Origin of the sequence: Ideonella sp. WA131b (assembly GCA_023657425.1) — a bacterium.
Classification (GTDB): domain Bacteria; phylum Pseudomonadota; class Gammaproteobacteria; order Burkholderiales; family Burkholderiaceae_C; genus Rubrivivax.
Window position 1 is genome coordinate 194,108 of the sequence record JAGTJW010000001.1, and the last position, 25,171, is coordinate 219,278.

Consider the following 25,171-nt stretch of genomic DNA (forward strand, 5'->3'; position numbering starts at 1 on the left):
TGGGGAGAGCATCATCGACCGTAAGGACCCCAGGCCGGTTCCCTCATGTCGGCGCCGCTGGCCAGCAGCCGCGTCTTGACCTTGCCGTCCAGGGTGGTGGTCATCAACACGTCACCGCCGCCGCTGCGCGTGGCGTAGACGATGAGGCGGCCGTTGGGCGCGAAGCTGGGGCTTTCGTCGTCGCGCGTGTCGGTCAGGGGCAGCGGCGGGCCGCTGGCCAGATCGAGCAGCATCAGTCGGAAGGCCCCGGCCTGGCGCGAGACGTAGGCCAGTTGCCCGCCGTCAGGGCTGATCGCGGGGCTGATGTTGTAGTCGCCCTGGAAGGTGATGCGCTCCACAGCGCCGCCGCCGGAGGGCACGCGGTAAACCTGGGGGCCGCCGCCGCGGTCGCTGACGAAGTAGACGGACTCGCCATCGGGGCTCCACACGGCCTCGGTGTCGATGGCGGCACTGGCCGTCAGTCTCCGCGGGCTGCCGCCGCCGTCGGCGTTGATCAGGTAGAGCTGCGAATTGCCGTCGCGCGACAGCGTGGCGACAAGCCGGCGGCCGTCGGGGCTCCAGGCCGGGGCGCTGTTGCTGCCGCGGAAGTCGGCCAGCACGCGGCGGCTGCCACTGGCCACGTCTTGCACCCACACCACGGCCTTCTGCGTCTCGAAGGACACGTAGGCCAGCCGCTTGCCGTCGGGGCTCCAGGCGGGGCTGATGATGGGCTCGGGGCTGGCCAGCGCGATCTGCCCGCCCTCGCCGTCGGGGTCGGTCACGTGCAGTGTGTAGCGGCGGCCGGTGCGCAGCACGTAGGCGATGCGCGTGGCAAACACGCCGCGCTGGCCCGTGAGCTTTTCGTGGATGAGGTCGGACAGGCGGTGCGCCGCCAGGCGCAGATCGGCCGGCAGCACGACGCTGCCCTGGCCGGCAAGCTCGGTGCTGCGCACACTGTCCCACAGGCGCATGCGCACGTCGACGCGGCCGTCGGCCAGCCGCGTGGCCGAGCCGGCCACCAAGGCGTCGGCACCCTGGCCGCGGAGCGCGGCGAGGTCGGGCACGCTGCGCTCGTCCAGCCCCGGCGGTACGGCGATCACGCGGAAGGCGCCACTGCGCTCGAGGTTGGCCCGGATGATGGCCGACAGCGCCACGCCCGTGGCTGTCTCGTCGCGGAAGGGCGCCAGCGCCACCGGGATCTGCGTGGCACCGACGCCGGTGATCTCGACCCGCACTTGCGCCAGGGCCGCAGCGGAGCCCAGGCCCAGCCCGGCGATCGCGCTGGTGGCCGAGATCGCCTGCAGCCAGCGGCGACGGCTCCAGGTTGCGCCCGGGCCGGGGCCCGGCGATGGGGGTGATGTCGTCACGGGGTTGCGATTGTAGGCAGCGCCATCGGCGCGACCGTATCGAAGCGCAAGAGCACCCGCCGATAATGCGGCCGCCCCTGCCCCCAGCCACCTGAATGCCCTCTCTGCTGCAGCGCTTTGCGCGGATCAAGCCCTACCTGCGCGGCAGCCATGCCGGCCTGGTGGCCGCCGTGGGCGGCGCAGTGGTCACGGCGATCACGGAACCGATGATCCCGGCGCTGATGAGCCGGCTGCTCGATCAGGGCTTCACGGCGGGCACCTTGCCGCTGTGGATGGTGCCGGCGGCCATCATCGGCCTCTTCGCGATCCGCGGTCTCTCGGGCTTCATCTCGCAGTACGGCCTGGCCTGGACGGCCACGCGCACGGTGCTGAAGCTGCGCGAGCACCTGTTCGCGCGGCTCCTGGCCAACGAGCCGGGCCTGTTCTCGCGGAGCAGCGCGAGCAGCATGACCAACACCCTGGTCTACGAGACGCAGGGCGGCGTCACCACGCTCGTGGGCTGCCTGCTGACGTTGGTGCGCGACACGCTCACGCTGGTGGCGCTTCTCGGCTATCTGCTGTTCCTGAACTGGCAGCTCACGCTGGTGGTGGCGCTGCTGTTCCCGGCCGTGGCGCTGGTGATGCGCGTGCTGGGCCAGCGGCTGCACCGGCTCACGGTGGAGGCGCAGAAGGCCACCGACTCGCTGGCCTACGTGGTGGAAGAGAACATGCTGGCCTGGCGCATCGTGCGCCTGCACGGCGCCGAGCCGCAACAGGCCGAACGCTTCTTCAGCCGTGCCGACGTGGTGCGCCGGCTCACGCTGAAGGGCGTGGTCGCGGCCGCGTCGATGACGCCGGTGACGCAGATGCTCGCAGCCTGCGCCTTGAGCGGCGTCATCACAGTGGCGCTGTGGCAAAGCAGCCAGGGCGGCGCCACGGTGGGCAGCTTCGTCGGCTTCGTGACGGCCATGCTGATGCTGATTGCGCCCGTAAAGCACCTGTCGGACGTGATGGCGCCGCTGACGCGCGGCCTGGCCGCCGTGGAGCGCGGGCTCGACCACATCGAGCACACTGCCGTCGAAAGCGGCGGCACGCACGACGGTGGCCGCGCGGCCGGCGAGATCCGCTTCGAGAACGTGGGCCTGGCGTGGCGCGACGATGCACCGCCCGCGCTGGCCGGCATCAACCTCGTCATCCGCCCCGGCGAGGCGGTGGCGCTGGTGGGCCCCTCGGGCGCGGGCAAGACGACGCTGGTGAACCTGCTGCCGCGCTTTCTGCAGCCCAGCAGCGGCCGCATCACGCTCGACGGCGTGCCGCTGGCCGACTGGGACATGCACGCGCTGCGCCGGCAGTTCGCGCTCGTCAGCCAGGACGTGGTGCTGTTCAACGACAGCGTCGCGGCCAACGTCAGCCTGGGCGCGCCGATGCCGCGCGAGCAGGTGCGCGCGGCGCTGGCGGCGGCCAACCTGCTGGAGTTCGTGGAGTCGCTGCCCGACGGCCTGGACACCGCCATCGGCCACAACGGCAGCCAGCTCTCGGGCGGGCAGCGCCAGCGCCTGGCGATTGCACGCGCAGTGGCCAAGGACGCGCCGGTGCTCATCCTCGACGAGGCCACCTCGGCGCTCGACAGCGAGAGCGAGCGTGCCGTGCAGGACGCGCTGGAGCGGCTGATGAAGGGCCGCACGACGCTGGTCATCGCGCACCGGCTGTCGACGATCGAAAACGCCGACCGCGTCGTGGCGCTCGAGAGCGGCCATCTCGTCGAACAAGGCACCCACGCCGAACTGCTGGCCGCCGGCGGCGTGTATGCGCGGCTGCACGCGATGCAGTTCAAGACCTGAAGGACACCCGCCAGTGAGCACGCCCCCGATCAGCCGCTACCCCGTGCCCGAGCTGGCCGGCCTGCCCGAAGACCTGCGCACCCGCATCCTCGAGGTGCAGGCCAAGGCCGGATTCGTGCCCAACGTGTTTCTGGCGCTGGCGCACCGGCCGGCCGAGTGGCGCGCCTTCATGGCCTACCACGACGCCCTGCTGCTCAAGGACACGGGCTCGTTGAGCAAGGGCGAGCGCGAGATGATCATCGTCGCCACCAGCGCCGCCAACCAGTGCCTGTATTGCGTGGTGGCGCATGGCGCCATCCTGCGCGTGTACGAGAAGGCGCCGCTGCTGGCCGACCAGATTGCGGTCAACCACCGCAAGGCGCCGATCACGCCGCGGCAGCGCGCGATGCTCGACTTTGCGATGAAGGTGACGACGGCCTCACACGCCATCGACGAGGCCGACTTCTCGGCACTGCGCGCGCACGGCTTCGACGACGAGGACGCCTGGGACATCGGCGCCATCGCGGCCTTCTTCGGACTCAGCAACCGCATGGCCAACTTGACAGCGATGCGGCCGAACGACGAATTCTATCTGATGGGGCGGGTGCCGCGGGCGGCGAAGTAGCGCGCGGCGGCGGCGGCCCTTCGACACGGGGGCTTCGACAGGCTCAGCCCCCCTGCTCAGGGCGAACGGGTGGGGAGGGCGTCGGGCTGAGCCTGTCGAAGCCCCCCCTGAGCCTGTCGAAGGGCCCCACAAAAAAGGCCGCCCGAAGGCGGCCTTCATCTAGCGAGCGCGCGGCTCAATGGCCCTGCTGCAGCGCGCGGATGCGGTCTTCGATCGGCGGGTGGCTCGAGAACAGCGCCATCAGGCCGCTGGGGCGTGAGTTGATGCCCATGTTCTGCACGCTCGACGGCAACTGGCCGGGGTCCATGCCGCCCAGGCGGGCCAGCGCGTTGATCATCGGCTGCTTGCGGCCCATCAGCCCGGCGGCACCGGCGTCGGCGCGGTACTCGCGCTGCCGCGAGAACCAGGCCACGACGATGGCGGCCAACACGCCCAGGACGATGTCGAGCACGATGGTGGTCACGTAGTAGCCGATGCCCGGACCGTCGTTGGTGTTGCGCAGGATGACCTTGTCGACGAAGTAGCCGATCACGCGCGACAGGAACACCACGAAGGTGTTCATCACGCCCTGGATGAGCGTGAGCGTGACCATGTCACCGTTGGCCACGTGCGCGACCTCGTGGCCGATGACGGCCTCGACCTCGTCGCGGTTCATGCTGTGCAGCAGGCCCGTGCTGACGGCCACCAGGGCCGAATTCTTGAAGGCACCGGTGGCGAAGGCGTTGGGCTCGCCCTCGTAGAGGGCGACCTCGGGCATGCCGATGCCAGCCTTCTGCGAAAAGCGTTCCACCGTCTGCACGATCCAGCGGTGCGTGGGGTCGGTGCTGTTGTTGATGATCTGGGCGCGCGTGGACCACTTGGCCATCGGCTTGCTCATCAGCAGCGAGATGAAGGCGCCACCGAAGCCCATGACGGCCGCGAAGCCCAGCAGCATCGGCAGGTTCAGGCCGTTGGCGGTGAGGAAGCGGTTCAGGCCCAGCAGGTGCACGGCCAAGCCCAGCACCAGCATCACGGCCAGGTTGGTGACGACAAACAGGACGATGCGTTTCATGGCCTTGGTTCAACAGTGGGAGTGGCCCCGACAGGGGCCCGGAAACTCCAACGGGCCCGCATCTTAGGGCGCGCCCTGGTCTTTCAAGGTGCCCGGCCCGCCGTGGGGTCTTGCGCGGTGGTTCAGGAGCGCAGCAGCACCTTGGTGGGGCTGCCGGCCGGCACCAGCTCAAAACGCTCGGCCAGCGCGGCGAAGAACCGGGTCGACGGGGCGTTGCGGCCCAGCAGCCGGGCTTCGCGCAGGCGCTGCACGGCGACGTTGAGCGCCAGCGACTGGCCGGCCGCGAGTTCGGGCAGCACGGCCAGCACCTGCTCGACGCGCGGGTCGGCCGGGGGCGCCGGCGGCGCGACCGGCTTCTCCGCGGGCTGGGCCGCCTTGCGGGCCGGCGTCTTGCGGGCCCGCTTGGCTGGCGCCGCTGCGGGCTCGGGGGCCGCGGCCGACTCGGCCAGGATGTCGGCCATGACGCCGGCCAGCGCGTCGGACGTGGCGTCGGACGTGGTATCCGGGCTCGACGCCGCCTTGCGCGCCAGCGGCTTCTTGCGCGCGGCCGGCTTCTTCGGCGGCGCCGGCGGGGCCTCGGCGGCCGGGGCCGGCTCGGCCGCCTGCGGCGGCGCCGCCTTGCGGGTGCTGGTCTTGCGCGCCGCGGTCTTGCGCGGGGCTCGCGCCGCCGGCTCGGCCTTGCGGTGCTCGAGCACCGTGTAGTCGTCGTAGACGTCCTGCGTCTCGTCGCCGGTCTTGCCTTTCTGCCCGATGCCGCGCACGACGCAGCCCTTCTCGCGCAGCCGCTGCACCAGCGGCGCGAAGTCGCTGTCGCTGCTGGCGATCACCACCACGTCGGGCCGCTCGGCGAGCACCAGGTCGATGGCGTCGACGGCCAGCGCGATGTCGGTGCTGTTCTTGCCGGTGGCCAGGTTCACCATGGGCTTGATGGCCAGGCGCTTGAATGCCGGCTGGTGCTTCACGGCGCTCTCGGCGGTGCAGTAGGCGCGGCGCACGTGCAGGCCGCCGTGCTGGTTGAGCAGCAGCCGGATGGCCTGCTCCATGACGTCGACGCTGACGTTGTCGGCATCGATCAGCAGCATCACGCGCTCGGGGGTGCTCATGCTTGCAGGCTCCAGGCCAAGGTCTCGCCGCCCCGCAGGGGCTTGATCACGGCGTCGCCGAAGGGCAGCGTCTCGGGCAGCGTGAACGGCTGGCGCCTCAGGGTGACGCTGCCCTCGTTGAGCGGCAGGCCGTAGAAGCGCGGCCCGTGCTCGCTGGCGAAGCCCTCGAGCCGGTGCAGCGCACCCGCGGCCTCAAAGGCCTCGGCGTACAGCTCCAGCGCCGCGGGCGCCGTGTAGCAGCCGGCGCCGCAGACACTCTGCTCCTTGAGCTGCGCCGCGTGCGGCGCGCTGTCGGTGCCGAGGAAGAACTGGCCGCTGCCCGAGGTGGCCGCCGCCACCAGCGCCTGGCGGTGGCGCTCCTTCTTCAGCACCGGCAGACAGTAGTGGTGCGGGCGCAGGCCGCCCACGAAGAGCGCGTTGCGGTTGTAGAGCAGGTGGTGGGCGGTGATGGTGGCGGCCGTCAGCGGGCCGGCCTGCGCCACATACTGTGCGGCATCGCTCGTGGTGATGTGCTCGAACACCACCTTGAGCGCCGGGAAATCGCGCCGCAGCGGCTGCATCACGCGCTCGATGAACACGGCCTCGCGGTCGAAGACGTCGATCTCGCCGTCGGTGACCTCGCCATGCACCAGCAGCAGCAGGCCTTCGCGCTGCATGGCCTCGAGCGTGCGCCAGGTCTTGCGGACGTCGGTGACGCCGGCATCGCTGTTGGTCGTGGCGCCGGCCGGGTAGAGCTTGAGCGCGACGACACCCGCGGCCTTGGCGCGCACGATCTCCTCGGGCGGCGTGTTGTCGGTGAGGTAGAGCGTCATCAGCGGCTCGAAGGCCCTGCCGGCCGGCAGGGCCGCGAGGATGCGCCCGCGGTAGGCCACGGCCGCCGCGGCGGTGGTGACCGGCGGCTTCAGGTTGGGCATCACGATGGCCCGCGCGAACTGCCGGGCAGTGGCGGGCAGCACGGCGGCGAGTGCGGCGCCGTCGCGCAGGTGCAGATGCCAGTCGTCGGGGCGGCGGATCGTGAGGGACTCGACTTGCTCGCGGGATGCGCTCATGCCGTCGATTGTCCCATCCCGTGCTGGGGACGCAGGGGCGCCCTCAGCCAAACAGCCCCGGTGCACGCGCCGGGTCGTCGTCGTCGCTGTAGAAGCAGCCGGGGCAGACCGCGCGGTAGCGGTCGTTGCCGCCGATCAGCACCTGTTCGCCGTCCTTGACGCGGCGGCCGTCGGCATCCACCCGCAGGTTCATGCTGGCCTTGCGGGCGCAGGCGCAGATGGTCTTCATCTCCTCCAGGTCGTCGGCCAGCGCCAGCAGCAGCGTCGAGCCGGGGAACGGGTCGCCGCGGAAGTCGCTGCGCAGGCCGTAGCACAGCACCGGCACCGGGTGCCCGTGCGCCAGGCGGTGCAGTTGCCGCACCTGCCCGGGCGTGAGGAACTGGGCCTCGTCGATGAGCAGGCAGGCGACGCCGTCGCCGACGCCGGCCGAGTCGAAGACGGTCTCGGGGCCGAAGGTCTCGACCTGCCGCGTCAGGCCCAGGCGCGAGCTGATGAGGCCCGCGCTCGAGCGGTCGTCGAGCGCGGCCGTGAAGAGGCGCACGCGCATGCCGCGCTCCTCGTAGTTGTAGGCGGCCTGCAGCAGGTTTGTCGACTTGCCGGCGTTCATCGCCGCGTAGCGGAAGTAGAGCTTGCTCACGGCGCGCGCCTCACGCCTGCAGCAGGCCCCGCTTCTCGATGAAGGCCACCACCTCGGCCAGGCCCTGCTTGGTGCGCAGGTTCGTCATCACGAAAGGCCGCGTGCTGGCGTGCAGGGGGCGCATGCGCTTCGTGTCGGCTTCCATCACCGACAGATCGGCGCCGACATAGGGCGCGAGGTCGGTCTTGTTGATGACGAAGAGATCGCTCTTGGTGATGCCGGGGCCGCCCTTGCGCGGGATCTTCTCGCCGGCGGCGACGTCGATCACATAGATCGTCAGGTCGCTGAGCTCGGGGCTGAAGGTGGCGGCGAGGTTGTCGCCACCGCTTTCGATGAACACGATGTCGGCATCGGGGAACTGCTCGAGCAGTCGGTCGACGGCCTCGAGGTTGATCGACGCGTCTTCGCGGATGGCGGTGTGCGGGCAGCCGCCAGTCTCGACACCCACGATGCGCTCGGGCGCCAGCGCGCCGGCCACGGTGAGCAGGCGCTGGTCTTCCTTGGTGTAGATGTCGTTGGTGACGACGACGAGATCCCAGGTCTCGCGCATCGCTTTGCAGAGCATCTCCACCAGCGTGGTCTTGCCCGAACCGACAGGGCCGCCGACGCCCACGCGCAGCGGCGGGAGCTTCTTGGTGCGGCCGGGGATGGCATGCAGTCTGGACGTCATGATCGGAAGAGGCGCGAGTACTGGGTTTCGTGGCGGGCCGACAGGATGGCCAGGCCGGGGGCGTAGGCCTGGCGGGCGTCGGCGGGGGTGGACAGGGCGGTGTCGAGGGTGGCCGGTATCTGCGCGGCCAGCGTGGTGAGCATGCGCTGCGCCGCGGCCTGGCCCAGCGGCACGGCCTTCATCGCGGCCTGCGCCATGTTCTCGGCCCAGCCCCAGGCAAAGGCCATCAGCGCCTCGCGCGGGGCCGCGCCGGCCAGCGTGGCGGCCAGCGCAAAGGCCACCGGCCAGGTGGGCGCCGGGGGCAGCGCGGCGAGCTGCGCCAGGCGCGCATCGGTGGCGTACGGACTGTTTTTCAGCCACTCGAGCAGCGAGCGGCCCATCTGCTCGGTCTGCAGGCGCAGTTCGGCGGTTTCGCGGGTCTGCGAGACCCAGTCGTTCAGCGCGCGTGCGGCGGGCTCGTCGTGCGCGGCCCAGGCGCGGCAGGCGTCGGCCAGGGCGGCGGCGTCGCTGCGGGCCAGCACCAGCGGCAGCTGGTCGGCCAGCCAGGCGGCGGCCGTGGCTTCGTCGTGCACGAGGCCGGCCTCGACAGCGGGCTCCAGGCCCTCGGAGTAGCTGAAGCCGCCCACGGGCAGGGCCGGCGAGGCCAGCCACATCAGCTGCAAATGCGTCGCGGCAGTGGCCGCGGCGGCGCTGTCAGTGGGGGTGGTCGTCGTGGCCATGGCCGTGGTGGTCGTGGCCACAGCCGGGGCCGTGCACGTGCGGCGCGGCGGCGGCCGTCACAGCGATGGGCACCGGCTTGGACTTGGGCGCGGCGGCGTGGCCGTGGCCGTGGTCACGGTCGTGCGCCTGTTCATGCGCGTGGCCGTGCCCATGTCCACCGGCCGCATAGGCGCCCGACTCCGGCTCGAAGGCCGCCTGCTGCTCGCTCACGATCAGGTGCATGGCGCGCAGCATGTCGGCCAGCACGTGGTCGGGCTCGAGCTTGAGGTGGTCGCTCTGCAGCTCCAGCGCGACGTGGCGGTTGCCCAGGTGGTAGGCCGCGCGCACCAGGTCGAAGGGGCTGCCGTGCACGGCGCAGGGCGTCACCACCAGCACCGGCTGCGGCGCGGCCTTGACGACGATGAGGGAGCCGTCTTCGGCCACCAGCGCATCGCCGCCACGCACCACCGTGCCGCGCGGCAGGAACACGCCGAGCGTGCGGCCTTGCGTGTCGGTGGCGTCGAAGCGGCTTTTCTGCCGCACGTCCCAGTCGAGTTCGACCGTGGCGGCGCGCTTGAGCAGCACGCCGGCGAGGCCCCGGGCGCCGGGGATGAGCTTGTTGACGGTCAGCATGGTGCGAGAGTATAACAACCGTTATAACTTGGAGTGCCTGCCATGACCGCCCTGAAACTCACCCAGATCGGCAATTCCGTCGGCGTGATCCTGCCCAAGGAGGTCCTGGCGCGGCTGAAGCTGGAGAAGGGTGACACGGTCTACCTCACCGATGGTGCCGACGGCATCCGGCTCACGCCGTACAGCGCTGAATTCGAGGCGCAGATGACCGAGGCGCGCGAGATCATGAAGCGCCGCCGCCAGGTGTTGCGGGAGCTGGCCAAGTGAACGAGCCCTGGCGCTGGGTGTCGGCCGAGGTGCTGCTGGCCGTGCACGAGGAGCAGCTCGCCGAGCACGGCGGCGCGGCCGGGGTGCGCGACCTTGGCCTGTTCGAGTCGGCGCTGGCGCGGCCGCAGAACCAGGCCGCCTACGGCAACCCCGACGCCGCCGACCTGGCGGCGGCCTATGGCGTGGGCTTGGCGAAGAATCACCCTTTCATCGACGGCAACAAGCGCACGGCCTTCGTCGCCGTGGAGCTGTTCCTGGCGCTCAATGGCCACGATCTGGTGGCTGATGACGCCGACTGCGTGCTCACCATGCTGGCGGTGGCCGCCGGCTCGCTCGACGAGCCCGGCTTCGCCGCCTGGTTGCGTGCACATTCGCGGCCCCGGTAAACGCTCAGGCCCTTAGAACAAGAAGTAGCGCTGCGCCATCGGCAGCAGCGTGGCCGGGTCGCAGGTGAGCAGGTGGCCGTCGGCGCGCACGCGGTAGGTCTGTGCGTCGACCTCCATCACCGGCGCGTAGCTGTTGAGCACCATGTGCGACTTCTTCGCCGTGCGGCAGCCGCTCACGGCCGACAGGCGCCGCCGCAGGCCGAGCTGATCACCCACGCCGTTCTTTAGCGCGATCTGGCTCAGGAAGGTGATGCTCGTGGCCTGCAGCGCGCGGCCGAAGCTGCCGAACATCGGCCGGTAGTGCACCGGCTGCGGCGTCGGGATGCTGGCGTTGGCGTCGCCCATCAGCGCCTGCGCGATGAAGCCGCCCTTGAGGATGAGGCTGGGCTTGACGCCAAAAAACGCCGGCCGCCACAGCACCAGATCGGCCCACTGCCCCACCGCCAGGCTGCCGACCTCGTGGCTGATGCCGTTGGCGATGGCCGGGTTCACCGTGTACTTGGCGATGTAGCGCTTGACGCGGAAGTTGTCGTTGCGCGAATCGGCTTCCACCGGGTGGGCCTTGGCGCGCTCGGCCGGCGGCGCCAGCCAGCCACGTTGCGCCTTCATCTTGTGCGCCGTCTGCCAGGTGCGGATGATGACTTCGCCGACGCGGCCCATGGCCTGGCTGTCGGAGCTCATCATGCTGATGGCGCCCAGGTCGTGCAGCACGTCTTCCGCGGCGATGGTCTCGCGGCGGATGCGGCTCTCGGCGAAGGCCAGGTCTTCGGCGATCGACGCATCGAGGTGGTGGCACACCATCAGCATGTCCAGGTGCTCGTCCACCGTGTTCACGGTGTAGGGCATGGTGGGGTTGGTGCTGCTGGGCAGGAAGTTCTGCGTGCCGATGACCTTGAGAATGTCGGGCGCATGCCCGCCGCCCGCGCCTTCGGTGTGGAAGGCACACAGCGTGCGGCCGGCCGTGGCGGCGATGGTGTCCTCGACGAAGCCGCTCTCGTTGAGCGTGTCGGAGTGGATGGACACCTGCGTATCGGTCTCCTCGGCCATCGTCAGGCAGTTGTCGATGGCCGCCGGCGTGGTGCCCCAGTCCTCGTGCAGCTTCAGGCCGATGGCGCCGGCGGCGATCTGCTGCGCGAGCGCCTCCGGCCGCGTGGCGTTGCCCTTGCCCATGAAGCCCAGGTTCATCGGGAAGGCCTCGGCCGCCATCAGCATGCGGTGCATGTTCTCGGGCCCCGGCGTGCAGGTGGTGGCAAAGGTGCCGGTGGCCGGGCCGGTGCCGCCACCCAACATCGTCGTCACGCCGGAGCTCAGCGCCTCCTCGATCTGCTGCGGGCAGATGAAGTGGATGTGGCTGTCGATGCCGCCCGCGGTGAGGATCATGCCCTCGCCCGCGATGATCTCGGTGCCGGGGCCGATGACGATGTCGACGCCCGGCTGCACATCGGGGTTGCCGGCCTTGCCGATGGCGGCGATGCGCTGGCCCTTGATGCCGACGTCGGCCTTGACGATGCCCGCGGCGTCGATGATGAGCGCGTTGGTGATGACGCAATCGTGCGCCTCGTGGTCGCCGGGGCCGTTGACGGTCTGGCTCTGGCCCATGCCGTCGCGGATGGTCTTGCCGCCGCCGAACTTGACCTCCTCGCCGTAGCCGCCGGCCTTGAGCGTGTGGTCGTGCTCGACCTCGATGACGAGGCCGGTGTCGGCCAGGCGCAGGCGGTCGCCTTTGGTGGGGCCGAACATCTCGGCATAGGCGCGGCGGCCCAGTGTGCGGGTCATCTCAGACGTCTCCTCAGACCGCGCCGTTCACGAGGCCGCGGAAGCCCCACACCTGGCGGTGGCCGGCCACCGTTGGGACGTACGGCACAAGCGTCACGGTGCGCTCCTGCCCGGGCTCGAAGCGCACGGCCGTGCCACTGGGGATGTTCAGGCGCTGGCCGCGGGCGGCCTGGCGGTCGAACACCAGCGCCGCGTTGGTCTCGGCGAAGTGGTAGTGGGAACCCACCTGAATGGGCCGGTCGCCGCTGTTGGCGACCACGAGCGTGGTCGTGGGGCGGCCGGGGTTGAGCGCGTGCTCGCCGTCGTCGTCGACCAGCAGTTCTCCGGGGATCATGGCCTGGCCCTCACTTGCGGCGGGCCCACCACCAGGCGCCGGCGGCCAGGGCCACCACGAGCACGACGCCCAACACGTCGGTGGCGTGCCCGTGGCTGGCGCCGGGGAGGCCGTGGCCCTCGTGGGCCTGGGCCCAGGTGGTGGTGAGCGCGGCGGTGGCCGCAAGGAGCTTGTTCATCGTCGTGCTTCTCCTGGTGGCAGGCGGACGCCGGTCGGATGCGGTCGTCACGCAATCGGCTGGTGCACGGTCACCAATTTGGTGCCGTCCGGGAAGGTCGCCTCGACCTGGATCTCGCTGACGATCTCGGGCACCCCGTCCATCACGTCGTCGCGGCCGAGCACGGTCTTGCCCTCGCTCATCAACTGCGCCACCGTCTTGCCGTCGCGTGCGCCTTCCAGGATGGCGGCGCTGATGAGCGCGATGGCCTCGGGCACGTTGAGCTTCAGGCCGCGCGCCCTGCGGCGCTCGGCCAGCAGCGCGGCGGTGAAGAGCAGCAGCTTGTCCTTCTCTCGGGGCGTCAGGTCCATGCGGTCAGGGTCAGCAAGGTCGGTGCCCGCATGCTAGGAGCGTGGGCGGCAGAAATCCAGCCCCGCGCCGGGGCGGCCAAAGCCACTGGCGTAGGCGGGTCGCGCAGCGCGGGCTTGACGCCCGCGCCAGCGGCGCAACACCCGCCAGCGGCTTTGGCCGCCCCGGCCCCTCGGGTTGGGCCGATTTCGGGGCCCATGCGGCGTTGCCACGCTGGCCCGGGCGCACAGCCCGGGCTGCGCGCGGCGCCTGGCCTGGGCCCCGAAGTCGGCCCAACGCGGGGCTGGATTTCTGCCGCCCACGCTCCTAGCCGGGCGGCCCTGCGGAGGCCAGGGGCATGGCCCCAAGCATGCACGCCTGCCGCTGCGCCCGCCCGAGGTGCTGGCGCGCGACGGCCGGCAGCTCGTGGCCGCGCTGCAGGGTCGCACCTTGGACGACGACGGGCTGGTGGTGCTGCACGAGGTGGACGACGCCGAGACCGTGCAGGCCCTCATGCGCGCCTTCTGCCCGAGGCTGCGCGAGAGCGAGGTTCTCTACTGGGTGGACAAGGGCAAGACCAACCGCGACATCGGCGACATCCTCGGCGCCATCCCGGCCACGGTGATGAAACACCTCGAGCGCATCCACGAGAAGCTCGGCGTGGCAACACGCACCGCGGCGGCGGCGCTGACACTGCAGAACGTGAGGGGGCTCAGCCCGGCCTGAGCCGCCCGCCGAGGGCCTAGAACAAGGGCGGCCCGCAGGCCGCCCTTCGTGCAAAGGCCGCGAAGGCCGTGGATCAGAACTTGTAGCGCAACGTGATCTGCGCGGCCCACTGCGACTCGCCGCCGGCCTGGCGCGTCACCGGGTCCTCGATCGCGGAAGGGGCCCAGGCCGCTGCGGGACGGCCTCCGTGAGCTCCGCGATTGCCCGGCTTGACGCTCGCCGCCCGGGATGCTGCGGCCCGCTGGCGCAAGAAGAGTGCCCCGCAAGGCTGACATCGCCCTGTGCTGGTGGCGTGACAATGCGGCTCATCGCCGGGAACGCGTCGCCTCGGCGCCACAGGTCACCCCACCGATGAGCCCACCCGCCACCGAGGCCTCGCCGCCGATCACGCTGCGTCGCGCCACGCCCGCCGACGCTGCCGCGCTGGCGCGGCAGATGGCCGACGACGCGGTCTTCGCCAACCTCATGCAGCTGCCCTGGCCGACCGAGGCGCTGTGGCGCCAGCGCCTGGAGACGATGGCGGCTGCCGGCGAGACCGCCGACTTGCTGCTGCTGGCCGAGCGCGGCGGCAGCCTCCTGGGCAGCGTGGGCCTGCACCCCGTGGAGCGCGTGAGGCGCCGCCACGCCGCCATGCTGGGCATCAGCGTCGGGGCGGCGCACCAGGGCGGGGGCGTGGGCACCGCGCTGATGCAGGCGGCCTGCGACTACGCCGACCGCTGGGCGCAGCTGCTGCGCGTGGAGCTCACGGTGTTCGTCGACAACGCGCCGGCCATCGCGCTGTACCGCCGCTTCGGCTTCCAGGAGGAGGGCCGCCACCGCGCCTATGCGCTGCGCAACGGCCGCTACGTCGACGTGCTGTCGATGGCGCGACTGCACCCCAACCCCCCGGCGGCCGCATGGCCGGCCCCAGGAGCCCCCGCATGATCACCGACGCCGTCGACGAAGCCGGCGCGCTTGAGGCCCTGGCCGAGCGGCTGCAGGGCTTCGGCTCCAGCGTGCAGGCCGAGTGGCTGGACGGCGCGCTCACCGCCGTGGCCGCCGGCGCCTACCAGTTGCCGCTGTCGCAGTGGCTGGGCCCGCTGCTGGGCGACGAGTTCGAGCGCGCCTACGCCGACCCGGCCGACGTCGCCCAGGCCCACGAGGTCATCGCCCGCCGGCTGGCATCGCTGCGGCGCATGCTCGACGCCGACTCCTTGATGGACGACCCCGACCGTCTGCGTCTGCAGCCGCTGCTCTACGACTGGGGCGACGGCCAGCAGCTGCCCGAGGAGATTGCCCAGGAGCCCGAGGCCCAGGCCATGCTCCAGGGCGGTGCGTTGTGGGCCGAGGGGTTCCTGACCGCCGTGGCGCTGTTCCCCGACGTCTGGGTGCAGCCTGACGACGCCGAGGCGCGCGAGGTGCTCGGCGATCTGCTGAGCGACATCGAGGCGCTGATGAAGCCCACGCCCGACGACGCGCCGGTGCCGCCGGCCCAGGGCGACGAGCCGCCGCCCACCCCGCGCGAGGCCGCCATCGACCGTGCGCTGTTCGCGGCGCAGGACCTTCGCCTGTTCTGGCTTGAGCATGCGCCCATGCCGGGCACGCGGCGGGTCGATCAGCAGCCGGGCCGCAACGACCCCTGCCCGTGCGGCAGCGGCCGCAAGTTCAAGAAGTGCCACGGCGCGGTGGTCTAGAGTCGCGCGCCATGTCAACCGAGTCCGAACCCCCAGGCGGCGATCTCGCCGGCCGTCATCTCGTGCTGGGCCTGTCCGGCGGCGTGGCCTGCTACAAGGCCGCCGAGCTGGCGCGTGAGCTGCAGCGCGAGGGCGCCACCGTGCAGGTGGTGATGACGGAGGCCGCGGCGCAGTTCATCACGCCGGCCACGATGCAGGCGCTCACCGGCCGGCCGGTCGTCACCTCGCAGTGGGACCTGCGCGCGGGGAACGCCATGCCGCACATCAACCTCACGCGCGAGGCCGATGCCGTGCTGGTGGCGCCGGCCAGCGCCGACTTCATCGCGCAGCTGGCGCAGGGGCGGGCCGGCGAGATCCTGTCGCTGCTGTGCCTGGCACGCCCGCGCGAGCGCTGCCCGCTGCTGCTGGCCCCGGCGATGAACCGCGAGATGTGGTCGCACCCGGCCACGCAGCGCAACCTGGCCCAGGTGCGCGCCGACGGCGCCACGCTGCTGGGCCCGGCCGCCGGCGACCAGGCCTGCGGCGAGGTGGGCGACGGCCGCATGCTCGGGGCGGCGGACCTGCGCGACGAGCTCGTGGCCTTCTTCCAGCCCAAGCTGCTGGCCGGCCGCCGCGTGCTGGTGACGGCCGGCCCCACCTATGAAGCCATCGACCCCGTGCGCGGCATCACCAACCGCAGCAGCGGCAAGATGGGCTTCGCCATCGCGCGCGCGGCGGCCGAGGCCGGCGCGGCCGTCACGCTGGTGGCGGGCCCGGTGGCGCTGCCCACGCCGCGCGGCGTGGCGCGCATCGACGTGGGCAGCGCGCGCGAGATGCTGGCCGCCGTGCTGCCGCTGGCGCCCGCGCATGACGTGTTCATCGCCACCGCCGCCGTGGCCGACTGGCGGCCCGCCGACGTGGCGGCGCACAAGATCAAGAAGGACGGCAGCGGCGTGGTGCCCGCGCTGGCCTTCGTCGAGAACCCCGACGTGCTGGCCAGCGTGGCGCGCCTGCCCGCGGCGCAGCGCCCCTGGTGCGTGGGCTTCGCGGCCGAGAGCGAGGACGTCGAGCGCCACGCCCGTGCCAAGCTCGCAAGCAAGGGCGTGCCGCTGGTGGTGGGCAACCTCGGCCCGGCCACCTTCGGCCGCGACGACAACGCGCTGCTGCTGGTGGAGGCCGGCCAGTCGACCGAGTTGCCGCGCGCCGGCAAGCTGGCGCTGGCTCGGCAGCTGGTGGCCGCCATCGCCTCGCGGCTGCCGCCGCCCCGCACACCATGACCACGATCGACCTGCGCATCCTCGACCCGCGCATAGAGGCCACGCTGCCGGCCTACGCCACGCCCGGCAGCGCCGGCCTGGACCTGCGCGCCTGCCTCGACGCACCGCTGGTGCTGCAGCCGGGCCAGGCCGAGCTCGTGTCCACGGGACTGGCGGTGCACATTGCCGACCCAGGCCTTGCGGCGCTGCTGCTGCCGCGCTCGGGCCTGGGCCACAAGCAAGGCCTCGTGCTGGGCAATCTCGTGGGCCTGATTGACAGCGATTACCAGGGACCGCTGATGGTGAGCGCCTGGAACCGCGGCTCCGCGCCGGTGACGATCAACCCGCTGGACCGCATCGCGCAGATGGTGATCGTGCCCGTGGTGCAGGCGCGCTTCCGCGTCGTCGAGCAGTTCGGCACCAGCGCGCGCGGCGCCGCCGGCTTCGGGTCCACTGGGCGCGCCTGAGGCGCCCGGGCGCGTCCAACGGTCGGACCCAGGGTCAGTGCGCAGGGTGACCGGTGGGGCGCCCGTCCAGCACCGAGACGAAGCCGCCGCCCACACTGCGCGCCTCGATCTCCTCGTCGCGGGCCTCGCGCACGGCCCGCACCTGCACCTGCAGCCGCAGCGCCATGCCGGCCAGCGGGTGATTGCCGTCCAGCACCACGTGCGAAGGATAGACCTCGGTGACCACGTAGACGGCGTCGGCGGGCATGCCGGTGGTCACGGCGCCAGCCGGTAGGCCCTCGAAGGCCATGCCGGGCTCGAGCTGCTCGGGGAAGAGGCTGCGCGCCTCGAAGCAGACGAGCTCGGGGACGTAGTCGCCGAAGGCGTGCTCGGGCTCGAGGTGAAGGTGCAGCTCGGCGCCCTCGGCGTGGCCGGCCAGGGCCTCCTCGACCTTGGCCAGGAGGTCGTCGCCGCCGTAGAAGAACTCCACCGGCTGGGCCAGGGCATCGATGGGGTTGTTCTGCGCGTCGGCCAGCTGCCAGGTGAGGCTCACGACGCAGGGGCTCGTGATGATCATCAGGGAATGATGGCACAGCGCCGCCCCGCACAAGCCCACAATGGGGCCGATGAGCCGCCCGACTCCGACCCTGGCCGTGCCGCCCGGCGCGGCGGCGCTGACCCAGCCGCTGCCGCTGCTGGGCGGCCTGAGCCCCGCGCGCTTCATGCGCCATCACTGGCAAAAGAAGCCGTTGCTGGTGCGCCAGGCCTGGCCTGGTGTGCAGTCGCCGCTGCCGCGGCAAGGCCTGTTTGCGCTGGCGGGGCAAGAGGGCACGGAGTCGCGCCTGGTCGAGCGCCGCGGCGCCGGCAACGCGGCGGCCGACTGGCGCGTGCGCCACGGGCCCTTCGCGCGGCGCTCGCTGCCGCCCGCATCGAGGCCGGGCTGGACGCTGCTGGTGCAGGGTCTGGATCTGCACGTACCCGCCGCGCGCGCGCTGCTCGACGCCTTCCGTTTTGTGCCCGATGCGCGGCTGGACGACCTCATGGTGTCCTGGGCCAGCGACGGCGGCGGCGTCGGCCCGCACCTCGACGCCTATGACGTGTTCCTGCTGCAGGTGCAGGGACGACGCCGTTGGCGAATCGGCCCACTGCGCCCGGGGCAGGACGCCCGCTTCGTGCCTGGTGCGCCCCTGAAGCTGCTGCGCCACTTTGAGCCGGAGCAGGCGTGGGTGCTGGAGCCCGGCGACCTGCTCTACCTCCCGCCGGGCTGGGGCCACGACGGCGTGGCCGTCGGCGGTGACTGCATGACCTGCTCTGTGGGCTTCCGCGCGCCTTCGATGGGCGAACTGGCGGCCGACCTGATCGGGCGGCTGGCCGACGAGGTGGCCGAGGCGCTGGCCGAGGAACGCGGCACCAGCGCCGAGCCGGGCGGCAGGCGCTACCGTGATCCGCGCCAGCCTCCCACCACCACGCCCGCCGCCCTGCCCGTGGCGCTGGCCGACTTCGCACGCCAGGCGGTGCAGCGCGCGCTCGACGAAGATCCTCGCTGGCTGGCGCGCACGCTGGGCGAGTCGCTCAGCGATCCCAAGCCCGGCGTGTGCTTCGAGGCCGGCGGCGAGGCAAGCGCCGCCGGTGCCGTCGTGCTCGACCGTCGCACGCGCATGCTCTACGACGCTGATCATGTCTTCATCAACGGCCAGGCCTATGAGGCCGCCGGCCGCGACGCACAGCTGATGCAGCGGCTGGCCGACTGCCGGCGGCTGCAGGCCGCAGAGCGCCGCCGCCTCGGCGCGGGCGCGGCCGCGCTGCTGTCGCAATGGCTCGCCGACGGCTGGGTGCACGCCGAAGGCCCCGCCAGCGCAGGGGCTGCATGACGGGGCCGAGTGCCTTGCCGCCGCCCGCCATCGACGTGCCGGAGGACTTCGCACCCGCGGTGCGCCGGGCCGTGGCGACCGCCATCGCCGACGGTACCCGCACCCTCACGGCGCTCGACCTCGCTTTCGGCGACATCTGGCCTTGGGACGATGCGGCGATGCTGTCCTCGCTGTGTGGGTGGCTGCGCTTGCCGCAGCGGCGGATGGTGTTGCTGGCGGCCCGCAATGACACGATGGAGCGCCGGTTTCCGCGCTTCGTGCAGTGGCGGCTCGACTGGATTCACGCCGTCGTGGCCTGCGAGGCACCCGTCGAACTGTCATCCGTTCTGCCGTCGGCGCTGTTTGGCAACCGCCGCATGATTGCGGCGCGCCTCGAGGCCACGCAAGGCCTCGGCCGAACCTCGCTGGAGCCCCGTGCGCCGCTCCTCGGGCACGACAAGACTGACGCGGTTTTGCAACGATCGAACCCTTGGATTGCGGCGTGGACCTTGGGCTTCTAGGGTATCTCCTAGGGTTCCGCCTAGAATGCGCGGTTGTGTGTCACGCGGAAGAAATCACACCGCGCAGGCACCCGATCGGTGCATCGGGTTTTCCGGCAGGGCGGCCAACCAGCCCTCAGCGAAGGCAACGGCACCGGAATTCCGCCCTGATAGCCACCTGAACCCACTCCTCATTTAGGAAGTATCGAGATCATGAACAAGTCGCTCGTTCTGGCCACCCTGGTTGCCGCCTTTGCCCTGGCGGCCTGCGGCAAGAAGGAAGAGGCCCCGGCCCCGGCCCCGGCTGCCGCCCCTGCTCCGGCCCCCGCGCAAGCGCCGGCCGTTGCCGCCCCTGGGGCCGCTTCAGCGCCGGCCTCGGCCGCTTCGAAGTAACCCGCCGGAGCACCGGGCCCTGCACTGGGCCCGCGCAACAAGAAGGCCGCCCTCGGGCGGCCTTTTGCATGGTCATCGAACGGGCGGCGCGTCAGCGCAACTCGGCCAGCAACTGCGACGCCACCCGCTTGCCGTTCTCGCCCTGGTCCACCGCGCCGGCCGAGGTGAGGATGGCCACCACGGTCTGCGCGCCATTGGCACGCACGACGACGCGGAAGCGCCGCACCTCCAGCGGGTTGTCGGTGTTGCCGAACAGGCGCGACCAGAAGCCCGGCTCCTCCTTGCCGATGCTCTTGGGATCGACATAGCGCACGTGGTAGATGCCGAGCGTGCGGTCACGATCCTCGACCGTGAAGCCGCCGCGGTCCAGCGCCAGGCCCACGCGGCGCCAGGCGCGGTCAAAGGCTTCGTCGATCTCCAGCGCCGTGCCGTCGACCACCAGGCGTGCCCGCGACGGGGCCTCAGGCGCTGCCGCCACGGCGGTCCGCGCGGCCGGCTCGTCGCGCACGCCACCCAGTGACACCATCAGCCGTGCCAGCATCTCGGCCTCGAGCTGCGGGTCGGAGGGGCGCAGCCGCCAGCGGGTGGTGTTGTCGTCGCGTGCGCCGGTCGGTGAGACCACCGCCTCCTCGATGCCGCGATGGCTGATGAAGACCTCGGTGCCGATCCGGCCGCCGCCGAGCTCGACCCGCTCCAGCCGGGTGCGGAACTGGTCGCGTTCGCCCGTGTCGAACAGGTTGCCGGCGAGGCGGCCGAGCAGGTTGCGCACCACGTCATTGGGCAACTTGCCGCGGTTCTCGGACCAGTTCGTCTCGATGACGCCGGCTTTGGCGTCTTCCATCGCGATCTGGAAACCGCGCGCCTCCCAGAACGCGCGCAACTGCGGCCACAACTGCTCCGGCGGCTGCGGCGCGACCAGCCAGCGCTGCTGGCCGCTGCGCTCGATGCGCAGACTGCCGACGCTGGACAGCGCCACCGACGGTGCGCCCGGCGCACCGGCCGCGGCCGGTGCGTTCGAGGCCGCGGCGCTGATGACGCCACCGGGGCTCTGGTAGCGCGAGTCGCGCGCGAGCTGGCTCAGATCGGGCGGAACTTCGAGCGGTTTGGCGCCCACCGCGGTGCTGCGGTAGTCGACGCTGTCGCCGCCGAGGCTGCCACAGCCGGCCAACAGCGCAAGGGAGGCTGCCAGCAACGGCAGGGCGAGGCGGGGGGTGTTGCGCAAGGCGTGACTCATCGGTTCGGGTTCGGGGGCGCGGGCGTCAGAGTCCGCAGTCGGCCAGCGCCTGGCGCACCAGGGCTTGGCCACTCTCGGTGAGGGGGACCAGCGGCAGCCGCACGTGTGCACTGCAAAGACCCCGCTGAGCCAGCGCCCACTTCACGGGGGCAGGACTGGATTCGCAGAACAGATGCTTGTGCAGCGGCAGAAGTGCCAGGTGCAACGCCACGGCACGCCGCAGGTCGCCTTCGAGCGCCGCGACGCACATCTCGTGCATGCGCCGTGGCGCGACGTTGGCCGTGACGCTGACGTTGCCCCGGCCACCCAGCAGCATCAACGCAACCGCGGTGGGATCGTCGCCCGAGTAGACGGCGAAGGAGGCGGGTGCGTGCTTGATCAACCAGCCGGCACGGCCGATGTCGCCGCTGGCCTCCTTGATGCCCACGACGCGCGGCACCTGCGCCAGGCGCAGCGCGGTCTCGGGCTGCAGGTCGGCCACGGTGCGGCCCGGCACGTTGTACAGCACCATCGGCAGGTCCACCGCCTCGGCGATGGCCCTGAAGTGGCGGTAGATGCCCTCCTGCGAGGGCTTGTTGTAGTACGGCACCACCGAGAGGTGGCAGTCGGCGCCCACGCTCTTGGCGTAGCGCGTGAGCTCGATGGCCTCGGCGGTGCTGTTGGCGCCGGTGCCGGCCATGATGGGCACGCGGCCGGCGGCGTGCTGCACGGCCACACGGATGAGCTCGCAGTTCTCCTCCATGCTCACCGTGGGCGACTCGCCGGTGGTGCCCACGACGCCGATGCAGTCGGTGCCCTCGGCGATGTGCCAGTCGATCAGGCGCTTGAACGCGTCGAAGTCGACGCGACCGTCGTCGGTCATCGGCGTGACGAGCGCCACGATGCTGCCTGCGATGGGATTCATGGGCCGGTGCCCCTGGCCGCGAGTCGCGCGGCCCTCAGGGCTCTAGAGGAAAGCGACGGATTTTAGCGGCCGCCCCCGCCATCCCCTCGGCCGACGGCAGCCGCACCGCGGCCAGCCGCTGCACGAAACGCGGGGGGGCGGGCGCGGCAGGCTCCTCGAAGCCGTCTTCGAAGGCCACGACGCGCAAGCCCGCGAACGCTGCGAGCAGTTCGCCCGGGGCCAGCAGGAACTCGGCGCGCGAGGGCCGGCCGATGCTCTGCTGGCCCTGCGCGAAGGTCTCGTAAAGCAGCACGCCGTCGTCGGCCAGCGCCTCCGCCAGCCGCGGCAGCAGCGGCCGCCAGAGGTAGTTGGTCACCAGCACGGCGTCGAAGCGGCGGCCAGGCAGCGGCCAGGGGCCGGCCTCGAGGTCGGCCACGATCAGCTCGGCGCGGCCGGCCAGCGGCGCCAGGGCTTCGGCGTCGCGGTCCACCCCGGCGACGGCGAAGCCCCGGTCAGCGAGCCAGTGCACGTGGCGGCCGCTGCCGCAGGCCAGGTCGAGCACCGTGCCGCCGGGCCGGATGAGCCCGGCAAAACGCCGCACCCAGCCGGAGGGGGCGCTCAGAAGCAGGCCCACACGCGGTTGGCCAGATCGACCATCAGGTGCGGGTCGAGATAGCTGATGAACACCAGCGCCAGCGCCATCAGCACCGCCGCCCAGGCGGCGATGCGCGGGCCGTGGCGTCGCAGCGTGTTCATCGCCTGTCGCCGTTGCCGTCAGGCCGGCTGCGCCTGGGGCCGCACGATGGCCGTCTCGCGCACCGGCAGGTTCACGAGCGCAGCGAACACGCCCAGCGCGATGGCGATCCACCAGACCACGCCATAGCTGCCGGTGCGGTCGTACAGCAGCCCGCCGAGCCACACGCCCATGAAGCTGCCGACCTGGTGGCTGAGGAAGACGAAGCCGCCCAGCATGCTCATGTACTGCACACCGAAGATCTGCGCCACGACGGCGTTGGTGGGCGGCACGGTGGACAGCCACAGCAGGCCCATCACGGCCGAGAACACGTAGACGCTCGTCGGCGTGAGCGGCAGGCTGATGAACAGCACGATGGCCACCGCGCGCAGCAGGTAGATGGCCGCCAGGATGTGGCGCTTGGCGAGCCTTTGCCCCAGGGCCCCGGCGGCGTAGGTGCCGAACACGTTGAACAGGCCGATCAGCGCGAGCGCCACCGTGGCCACGCCCGGGGCCAGGCCCTGGTCCTTGAGGTAGCTGGGCATGTGCACGCCGATGAACACCACCTGGAAGCCGCAGACGAAGTAGCCGGCCATCAGCAGCTGGAAGCTGCGGTAGGCGAAGGCCTCCTTCAGCGCCGCGCGCACCGTCTGTTGCGGGCCCGTGGCAGCCGCCCGGGCGGGCTCCTTCAGGCCGAAGGCCAACGGGATGATCAGCAGCGCCGCCAGGCTGAGCACGAACAGGGCGTTCTGCCAGCCGGCCCCGGCGATGAGCCAGTTCTCCACCGGCACCATCAGGAACTGCCCGAACGAGCCTGCTGCGGCCGTCACACCCATCGCCCAGGAGCGCTTCTCGGGCGCCACGTTGCGCGCGATGACGCCGTAGATGACCGCGTAGGTGGTGCCGGCCTGCGCCATGCCCAGCAGCAGGCCCGTGCCGCCCAGGAAGCCGATGCCGCTGGTGGCCGAGGCCATCACCGCCAGCCCGACGGCGTACAGCACCGAGCCGGCCACGAGCACGCGGAAGGCGCCGTAGCGGTCGGCCCACATGCCGGCCACCGGGCCGGCCAGGCCCCAGGCCAGGTTCTGCACGGCCAGCGCAAAGGCGAAGGTCTCGCGGCTCCAGCCGCGGTCCATCGTGATCGGCTGCAGCCACAGGCCGAAACCGTGGCGGATGCCCATGCTCAAGGTCACGATCAGGGCGCCGCAGACCAGCACCTGCCACATCGTCAGCCGGGGTGGGGTCGAAGCGGGATTCATTCGGGCATTGTCGAAGAATTCGCGTCACGTTGCCGGCGCCCGCCGCTCTACAGTGGCGCAACTCTCGAAGGCGGTCTTGCATGAAGGTGCTGGTGCTGGGTGGCGGTGTGATCGGCGTGAGCTGCGCCTACTTCCTGGCGCGCGCCGGGCACGAGGTCGAACTCGTCGACCGGCAAAGCGGCCCCGCCCTCGAGACCAGCTTCGCCAACGCGGGCGAGGTGAGCCCGGGCTACAGCGCGCCGTGGGCCGGGCCGGGCGTGCCGCTCAAGGCCATCAAGTGGATGCTGATGCAGCACAGCCCGCTGGTGATCTGGCCGCTGCTGGACCCGGCCATGTGGCGCTGGGGCGCGGCCATGCTGGCCAACTGCACGGCGCGGGCCTATGCGCTGAACAAGAGCCGCATGGTGCCGATCGCCGAGTACAGCCGCGACGTGCTGAAGGCGCTGCGCGCCGAGACGGGCATCGCCTACGACAACCGCGCGCAGGGCACGCTGCAGCTGTTCCGCACGCACAAGCAGCTCGACAGCATCGGCGGCGACGTCGAGGTGCTGCAACAGTACGGGGTGCCTTTCGAGGTGCTCGACCGCGAGGGCTTCTGCCGCGTCGAGCCGGCACTGCGGCACACCCAGCACAAGTTCGTCGGCGCCCTGCGGCTGCCGGGCGACGAGACCGGCGACTGCCATGCCTTCACCAAGCGCCTGGCCGAGATGGCCGCCGCGCTCGGCGTGCAGTTCCGATGGAACAACCGCATCCAGGCGCTGCAGGTCGGCGGCGGCGCCATCACCGGCGTGCACACCGACACCGGCCTGCTGCAAGCCGACAAGGTGGTGCTTGCGCTGGGCTCGTACAGCCCGAAGCTGCTCGAGCCGGTGGGCCTGCGCATCCCGGTGTACCCGGTGAAGGGCTACTCGATCACGGTGCCGATCACCGACACCGCCCACGCGCCCGAGAGCACCATCATGGACGAGACGCACAAGGTAGCAGTCACCCGGCTGGGCGACCGCATTCGCGTGGGCGGTACGGCCGAGCTGGCCGGCTACAGCCTGGCCCTGCGCGAGCCGCGCCGCGCCACGCTGGAACACGTGGTGACCGACCTGTTCCCGCAAGGCGGCGACGTCAGCAAGGCCAGTTTCTGGTGCGGCCTGCGCCCGATGACGCCAGACGGCACGCCCATCATCGGACCCACCCCCGTGCAGAACCTGCTGCTGGCCACCGGCCACGGCACGCTGGGCTGGACGATGGCCTGCGGCACCGGCCGCGTGATCGCCGATCTGGTGAGCGGCCGGAAGCCGGAGATCGACGTCAGCGGGCTGGCGATGGCGCGCTACGCCTGAGGCCGCGACGGCCGGCCCCGCGCCC

30 protein-coding genes are annotated in these 25,171 nt (G+C 71.6%); 12 read left to right on the top strand and 18 right to left on the bottom strand.

Annotated features, from left to right (window positions below; translation table 11 throughout):
* Positions 1-11 precede the first annotated feature (11 nt).
* Positions 12-1,346, bottom strand: a complete 1,335-nt coding sequence (gene tolB, locus KA711_00940; protein ID MCM0607550.1) for a Tol-Pal system protein TolB — start codon at positions 1,344-1,346, stop codon at positions 12-14.
* A 95-nt stretch (positions 1,347-1,441) separates the two neighbouring features.
* Here tolB and msbA point away from each other — a divergent pair, with 95 nt between their 5' ends.
* Together msbA and KA711_00950 are read left to right on the top strand one after the other, a co-directional pair.
* Positions 1,442-3,166, top strand: coding sequence for a lipid A export permease/ATP-binding protein MsbA (gene msbA, locus KA711_00945; GenBank protein MCM0607551.1), 1,725 nt, complete (start codon positions 1,442-1,444; stop codon positions 3,164-3,166).
* A complete protein-coding gene (locus KA711_00950; GenBank protein MCM0607552.1) occupies positions 3,132-3,770 on the top strand; it encodes a peroxidase-related enzyme in 639 nt (212 codons plus the stop codon). The genes msbA and KA711_00950 overlap by 35 nt, the downstream gene beginning before the upstream one ends.
* 175 nt (positions 3,771-3,945) lie before the next feature.
* Here KA711_00950 and htpX read toward each other — a convergent pair whose 3' ends face one another.
* The 7 genes from htpX to ureE form a co-directional block, all read right to left on the bottom strand.
* Positions 3,946-4,821 carry a protease HtpX gene (gene htpX / locus KA711_00955; GenBank protein MCM0607553.1) on the bottom strand — a complete coding sequence of 292 codons (876 nt, stop codon included), beginning with the start codon at positions 4,819-4,821 and terminating at the stop codon, positions 3,946-3,948.
* A 122-nt stretch (positions 4,822-4,943) separates the two neighbouring features.
* The gene (locus tag KA711_00960; protein ID MCM0607554.1) at positions 4,944-5,924 is read right to left on the bottom strand and encodes an NYN domain-containing protein; all 981 of its coding nucleotides are present in this window, start codon (positions 5,922-5,924) and stop codon (positions 4,944-4,946) included.
* Positions 5,921-6,973 carry a dihydroorotase gene (pyrC, locus tag KA711_00965; protein MCM0607555.1) on the bottom strand — a complete coding sequence of 351 codons (1,053 nt, stop codon included), beginning with the start codon at positions 6,971-6,973 and terminating at the stop codon, positions 5,921-5,923. The genes KA711_00960 and pyrC overlap by 4 nt, the downstream gene beginning before the upstream one ends.
* A gap of 43 nt (positions 6,974-7,016) precedes the next feature.
* Entirely contained in the window at positions 7,017-7,610 is a 594-nt protein-coding gene (locus KA711_00970) for a thymidine kinase (GenBank protein MCM0607556.1), read from the bottom strand.
* Between the two features lie 10 nt (positions 7,611-7,620).
* Positions 7,621-8,280 carry an urease accessory protein UreG gene (ureG, locus tag KA711_00975; GenBank protein ID MCM0607557.1) on the bottom strand — a complete coding sequence of 220 codons (660 nt, stop codon included), beginning with the start codon at positions 8,278-8,280 and terminating at the stop codon, positions 7,621-7,623.
* Positions 8,277-8,999 (bottom strand): urease accessory protein UreF, encoded by a 723-nt coding sequence (locus tag KA711_00980; protein ID MCM0607558.1) that lies wholly within the window; start codon positions 8,997-8,999, stop codon positions 8,277-8,279. Before KA711_00980 ends, ureG begins: the two co-directional genes overlap by 4 nt.
* Positions 8,974-9,612 (bottom strand): urease accessory protein UreE, encoded by a 639-nt coding sequence (gene ureE / locus KA711_00985; GenBank protein MCM0607559.1) that lies wholly within the window; start codon positions 9,610-9,612, stop codon positions 8,974-8,976. Before ureE ends, KA711_00980 begins: the two co-directional genes overlap by 26 nt.
* Before the next feature lie 42 nt (positions 9,613-9,654).
* Here ureE and KA711_00990 point away from each other — a divergent pair, with 42 nt between their 5' ends.
* Positions 9,655-9,879: an AbrB/MazE/SpoVT family DNA-binding domain-containing protein gene (locus KA711_00990; GenBank protein MCM0607560.1), complete on the top strand. Its 225-nt coding sequence runs from the start codon at positions 9,655-9,657 to the stop codon at positions 9,877-9,879.
* The gene (locus KA711_00995) at positions 9,876-10,265 is read left to right on the top strand and encodes a type II toxin-antitoxin system death-on-curing family toxin (GenBank protein MCM0607561.1); all 390 of its coding nucleotides are present in this window, start codon (positions 9,876-9,878) and stop codon (positions 10,263-10,265) included. Before KA711_00990 ends, KA711_00995 begins: the two co-directional genes overlap by 4 nt.
* Positions 10,266-10,277: 12 nt before the next feature.
* Here KA711_00995 and ureC read toward each other — a convergent pair whose 3' ends face one another.
* The 4 genes from ureC to KA711_01015 are packed head-to-tail and all read right to left on the bottom strand — an operon-like array spanning position 10,278 to position 12,903.
* The gene (gene ureC, locus KA711_01000; protein ID MCM0607562.1) at positions 10,278-12,041 is read right to left on the bottom strand and encodes an urease subunit alpha; all 1,764 of its coding nucleotides are present in this window, start codon (positions 12,039-12,041) and stop codon (positions 10,278-10,280) included.
* A gap of 13 nt (positions 12,042-12,054) precedes the next feature.
* Positions 12,055-12,375, bottom strand: coding sequence for an urease subunit beta (locus KA711_01005; GenBank protein ID MCM0607563.1), 321 nt, complete (start codon positions 12,373-12,375; stop codon positions 12,055-12,057).
* 10 nt (positions 12,376-12,385) lie between these two features.
* On the bottom strand, positions 12,386-12,553 hold the full coding sequence (locus tag KA711_01010; GenBank protein MCM0607564.1) for a hypothetical protein: 168 nt from the start codon (positions 12,551-12,553) through the stop codon (positions 12,386-12,388).
* A gap of 47 nt (positions 12,554-12,600) precedes the next feature.
* Complete coding sequence (locus KA711_01015; GenBank protein MCM0607565.1) at positions 12,601-12,903, bottom strand: urease subunit gamma; 303 nt, start codon at positions 12,901-12,903, stop codon at positions 12,601-12,603.
* 490 nt (positions 12,904-13,393) lie between these two features.
* Between KA711_01015 and KA711_01020 the strand changes: the two genes are divergently transcribed.
* From KA711_01020 to dut, 5 genes are all read left to right on the top strand, one after another.
* Positions 13,394-13,606, top strand: a complete 213-nt coding sequence (locus KA711_01020; GenBank protein MCM0607566.1) for a hypothetical protein — start codon at positions 13,394-13,396, stop codon at positions 13,604-13,606.
* Positions 13,607-13,957: 351 nt separating this feature from the next.
* Positions 13,958-14,530 (top strand): GNAT family N-acetyltransferase, encoded by a 573-nt coding sequence (locus tag KA711_01025; GenBank protein ID MCM0607567.1) that lies wholly within the window; start codon positions 13,958-13,960, stop codon positions 14,528-14,530.
* The gene (locus KA711_01030; GenBank protein MCM0607568.1) at positions 14,527-15,279 is read left to right on the top strand and encodes a UPF0149 family protein; all 753 of its coding nucleotides are present in this window, start codon (positions 14,527-14,529) and stop codon (positions 15,277-15,279) included. Before KA711_01025 ends, KA711_01030 begins: the two co-directional genes overlap by 4 nt.
* An 11-nt stretch (positions 15,280-15,290) precedes the next feature.
* Complete coding sequence (coaBC, locus tag KA711_01035; GenBank protein MCM0607569.1) at positions 15,291-16,535, top strand: bifunctional phosphopantothenoylcysteine decarboxylase/phosphopantothenate--cysteine ligase CoaBC; 1,245 nt, start codon at positions 15,291-15,293, stop codon at positions 16,533-16,535.
* A complete protein-coding gene (dut, locus tag KA711_01040; protein MCM0607570.1) occupies positions 16,532-16,981 on the top strand; it encodes a dUTP diphosphatase in 450 nt (149 codons plus the stop codon). The genes coaBC and dut overlap by 4 nt, the downstream gene beginning before the upstream one ends.
* 34 nt (positions 16,982-17,015) lie before the next feature.
* Here the strand turns inward: dut and KA711_01045 are convergent, their stop codons facing one another.
* Positions 17,016-17,537 (bottom strand): peptidylprolyl isomerase, encoded by a 522-nt coding sequence (locus tag KA711_01045; GenBank protein MCM0607571.1) that lies wholly within the window; start codon positions 17,535-17,537, stop codon positions 17,016-17,018.
* A 49-nt stretch (positions 17,538-17,586) separates the two neighbouring features.
* On the opposite strand from KA711_01045, the gene KA711_01050 reads away from it, so the two are divergent.
* On the top strand, positions 17,587-18,831 hold the full coding sequence (locus KA711_01050; protein MCM0607572.1) for a cupin domain-containing protein: 1,245 nt from the start codon (positions 17,587-17,589) through the stop codon (positions 18,829-18,831).
* Between the two features lie 14 nt (positions 18,832-18,845).
* Positions 18,846-19,331, top strand: coding sequence for a hypothetical protein (locus tag KA711_01055; GenBank protein ID MCM0607573.1), 486 nt, complete (start codon positions 18,846-18,848; stop codon positions 19,329-19,331).
* A 463-nt stretch (positions 19,332-19,794) separates the two neighbouring features.
* On the opposite strand, the gene bamC is transcribed toward KA711_01055, so the two are convergent.
* From bamC to KA711_01080, 5 genes are read right to left on the bottom strand one after another with little or no spacing between them, the layout of a single operon-like run.
* A complete protein-coding gene (gene bamC, locus KA711_01060) occupies positions 19,795-20,937 on the bottom strand; it encodes an outer membrane protein assembly factor BamC (protein MCM0607574.1) in 1,143 nt (380 codons plus the stop codon).
* 25 nt (positions 20,938-20,962) lie between these two features.
* Complete coding sequence (locus KA711_01065) at positions 20,963-21,841, bottom strand: 4-hydroxy-tetrahydrodipicolinate synthase (GenBank protein MCM0607575.1); 879 nt, start codon at positions 21,839-21,841, stop codon at positions 20,963-20,965.
* 34 nt (positions 21,842-21,875) lie between these two features.
* Positions 21,876-22,448 carry a class I SAM-dependent methyltransferase gene (locus tag KA711_01070; GenBank protein ID MCM0607576.1) on the bottom strand — a complete coding sequence of 191 codons (573 nt, stop codon included), beginning with the start codon at positions 22,446-22,448 and terminating at the stop codon, positions 21,876-21,878.
* On the bottom strand, positions 22,439-22,576 hold the full coding sequence (locus KA711_01075; GenBank protein MCM0607577.1) for a hypothetical protein: 138 nt from the start codon (positions 22,574-22,576) through the stop codon (positions 22,439-22,441). Before KA711_01075 ends, KA711_01070 begins: the two co-directional genes overlap by 10 nt.
* Before the next feature lie 18 nt (positions 22,577-22,594).
* The gene (locus tag KA711_01080; protein MCM0607578.1) at positions 22,595-23,812 is read right to left on the bottom strand and encodes an MFS transporter; all 1,218 of its coding nucleotides are present in this window, start codon (positions 23,810-23,812) and stop codon (positions 22,595-22,597) included.
* A gap of 80 nt (positions 23,813-23,892) precedes the next feature.
* Here KA711_01080 and KA711_01085 point away from each other — a divergent pair, with 80 nt between their 5' ends.
* Positions 23,893-25,146, top strand: a complete 1,254-nt coding sequence (locus tag KA711_01085; GenBank protein MCM0607579.1) for a D-amino acid dehydrogenase — start codon at positions 23,893-23,895, stop codon at positions 25,144-25,146.
* Positions 25,147-25,171 lie beyond the last annotated feature (25 nt).

Bases quoted from the DNA above. Each gene is read 5' to 3' on its own strand.
- KA711_00980 (MCM0607558.1), bottom strand. From the start codon at position 8,999: ATGGCCACGACGACCACCCCCACTGACAGCGCCGCCGCGGCCACTGCC.
- msbA (MCM0607551.1), top strand. From the start codon at position 1,442: ATGCCCTCTCTGCTGCAGCGCTTTGCGCGGATCAAGCCCTACCTGCGC.
- coaBC (MCM0607569.1), top strand. From the start codon at position 15,291: ATGTCAACCGAGTCCGAACCCCCAGGCGGCGATCTCGCCGGCCGTCAT.
- KA711_01030 (MCM0607568.1), top strand. From the start codon at position 14,527: ATGATCACCGACGCCGTCGACGAAGCCGGCGCGCTTGAGGCCCTGGCC.
- bamC (MCM0607574.1), bottom strand. From the start codon at position 20,937: ATGAGTCACGCCTTGCGCAACACCCCCCGCCTCGCCCTGCCGTTGCTG.
- KA711_01050 (MCM0607572.1), top strand. From the start codon at position 17,587: ATGAGCCGCCCGACTCCGACCCTGGCCGTGCCGCCCGGCGCGGCGGCG.
- KA711_00960 (MCM0607554.1), bottom strand. From the start codon at position 5,924: ATGAGCACCCCCGAGCGCGTGATGCTGCTGATCGATGCCGACAACGTC.
- KA711_01075 (MCM0607577.1), bottom strand. From the start codon at position 22,576: ATGAACACGCTGCGACGCCACGGCCCGCGCATCGCCGCCTGGGCGGCG.
- KA711_01080 (MCM0607578.1), bottom strand. From the start codon at position 23,812: ATGAATCCCGCTTCGACCCCACCCCGGCTGACGATGTGGCAGGTGCTG.
- htpX (MCM0607553.1), bottom strand. From the start codon at position 4,821: ATGAAACGCATCGTCCTGTTTGTCGTCACCAACCTGGCCGTGATGCTG.
- dut (MCM0607570.1), top strand. From the start codon at position 16,532: ATGACCACGATCGACCTGCGCATCCTCGACCCGCGCATAGAGGCCACG.
- KA711_01085 (MCM0607579.1), top strand. From the start codon at position 23,893: ATGAAGGTGCTGGTGCTGGGTGGCGGTGTGATCGGCGTGAGCTGCGCC.
- KA711_00990 (MCM0607560.1), top strand. From the start codon at position 9,655: ATGACCGCCCTGAAACTCACCCAGATCGGCAATTCCGTCGGCGTGATC.
- ureE (MCM0607559.1), bottom strand. From the start codon at position 9,612: ATGCTGACCGTCAACAAGCTCATCCCCGGCGCCCGGGGCCTCGCCGGC.
- ureG (MCM0607557.1), bottom strand. From the start codon at position 8,280: ATGACGTCCAGACTGCATGCCATCCCCGGCCGCACCAAGAAGCTCCCG.
- KA711_01065 (MCM0607575.1), bottom strand. From the start codon at position 21,841: ATGAATCCCATCGCAGGCAGCATCGTGGCGCTCGTCACGCCGATGACC.
- KA711_01010 (MCM0607564.1), bottom strand. From the start codon at position 12,553: ATGAACAAGCTCCTTGCGGCCACCGCCGCGCTCACCACCACCTGGGCC.
- KA711_01005 (MCM0607563.1), bottom strand. From the start codon at position 12,375: ATGATCCCCGGAGAACTGCTGGTCGACGACGACGGCGAGCACGCGCTC.
- KA711_01015 (MCM0607565.1), bottom strand. From the start codon at position 12,903: ATGGACCTGACGCCCCGAGAGAAGGACAAGCTGCTGCTCTTCACCGCC.
- KA711_01025 (MCM0607567.1), top strand. From the start codon at position 13,958: ATGAGCCCACCCGCCACCGAGGCCTCGCCGCCGATCACGCTGCGTCGC.
- ureC (MCM0607562.1), bottom strand. From the start codon at position 12,041: ATGACCCGCACACTGGGCCGCCGCGCCTATGCCGAGATGTTCGGCCCC.
- KA711_01020 (MCM0607566.1), top strand. From the start codon at position 13,394: ATGCGCGCCTTCTGCCCGAGGCTGCGCGAGAGCGAGGTTCTCTACTGG.
- KA711_00950 (MCM0607552.1), top strand. From the start codon at position 3,132: ATGCGCGGCTGCACGCGATGCAGTTCAAGACCTGAAGGACACCCGCCA.
- KA711_01045 (MCM0607571.1), bottom strand. From the start codon at position 17,537: ATGATCATCACGAGCCCCTGCGTCGTGAGCCTCACCTGGCAGCTGGCC.
- pyrC (MCM0607555.1), bottom strand. From the start codon at position 6,973: ATGAGCGCATCCCGCGAGCAAGTCGAGTCCCTCACGATCCGCCGCCCC.